The sequence below is a fragment of the Paraburkholderia sp. JHI869 genome (assembly GCF_038900775.1).
Taxonomy (GTDB): domain Bacteria; phylum Pseudomonadota; class Gammaproteobacteria; order Burkholderiales; family Burkholderiaceae; genus Paraburkholderia.
The window spans coordinates 1-1,535 of sequence record NZ_JAYMSC010000086.1 but is presented as its reverse complement, the minus strand read 5'-3'; the positions used below and the strand labels follow the sequence as shown (position 1 = coordinate 1,535).

The window sequence follows — 1,535 nt, the reverse complement described above, 5'->3', positions numbered from 1 at the left end:
GTAATGATGATCATGTAGCCGGCCTCCTCGCCGCCGTGCAGCGGCGGGGTTAAAGTCAGTTTGCGAAACGCACTTTGACCCTGCGGAGACCGACATGAACTATTGTGGCATAGACCTGCATTCGAACAATTGTGTCGTGGTGGTCAGCGACGAGGACGATCGGATCCTGTACCAGAAGCGCCTGCCGAACGATATGGCGCAGATACATGCAGCGCTTGGACACTACCGCCAGGAATTGGCGGGGGTGGTCGTCGAAAGTACGTACAACTGGTACTGGCTGGTGGACGGACTCATGGATGCAGGCTACTCGGCGCATCTGGCCCACCCCGCTGCCATCAGGAAATACGACGGACTCAAGCACAGCGGTGATTTCGCCGATGCGGCCTATCTGGCACAGTTGCTGAGACTGGGGTTGCTGCCCGAGGGTTATATCTGTCCGCGCGAGGAACGAGGGGCGCGAGACCTGGCGCGCAAGCGCATGCAACTTGTGCGCTATCGCACCGCGCAGATTCTGTCGATCGAGGGCATCATGGTGCGACAGACCGGAAGCCGAATGAAGAGCCAGGCAGTCAAGCAGCTGACAGCCGAGCGGGTCAATGAGTTGGCCTTTGCGCCCGATGTGGCGCTGGCCGTGGAGGCCAATCGCGCGGTCAGCGAGGCGTTGGGGCGACAGATTGAATTGTTGGAGAAACGACTTCATGAACGCGTGAGCTTGCGCCCCGAGTACCACCTGCTCAAGACCGTGCCGGGTATTGGCGAAACGCTGGCGACCACGATCATGCTCGAGACCGGATCAATCGGTCGCTTTGCCGAGGTCGGCAACTTCAGTTCCTACTGCCGCTGCGTCGATAGCCGAAGGGAAAGTAACGGCAAGAAAAAGGGTGAAGGCAACACCAAGAATGGCAACAAGTATCTCGCTTGGGCGTTTGTGGAAGCGGCCAACTTCGCCATCCGCTACTCTCCGCCTGCCAGAAGCTTTTACGATCACAAAAAGAGCAGGACGAACCGCGTACTGGCGACCAAGGCACTGGCGCACAAGTTGGCGCGCGCGTGCTACTACATGTTGCGGGACCAGAAGCCCTTCGATGCGAAGCTGTGTTTCGGATAGTGGTTTGGCCAGGGGCGATGAGCCAGGAATCTTGACTGGTGTGAAGCCAATGTAACGATTTGGACACCACCCTTGCGCCATCTGAAGGAATGCGAAATGCTGAATCGCCCAGACCGTGAGCCACAAAAGGACTGGCGTCGTCATTACAACGATAGCCACAGGCAATGCAAATACCCTCTGGACACGGCCCGGCACCAAAGTTTCTCTGGGGCGGCAACTGGCCGCTAGGGCGGTCGCAGAGCATCGCGACAAGCTTGATCCCGACGGGTGTCTGGTGCGATTCAGTTCGCAACCAACCAATGAGAAAACGGGCGCGATGAGCATGAGCATAGAACTGAAGATAGCCTGACATTGTTTCTTCAGCGCAATTGGTTTGCGAGGTTGTGATTTTGCCCTTGACTCCGGCCGGCTAATGGGTGTCGAGATT

Annotated in this window: 1 protein-coding gene; it reads left to right on the top strand. The window is 57.6% G+C overall.

Going from position 1 to position 1,535, the window contains the following annotated elements; genetic code table 11:
* Nucleotides 1-94: 94 nt before the first annotated feature.
* The gene (locus VSR72_RS43940; RefSeq protein WP_342958413.1) at nucleotides 95-1,108 is read left to right on the top strand and encodes an IS110 family transposase; all 1,014 of its coding nucleotides are present in this window, start codon (nucleotides 95-97) and stop codon (nucleotides 1,106-1,108) included.
* Nucleotides 1,109-1,535: the final 427 nt, after the last annotated feature.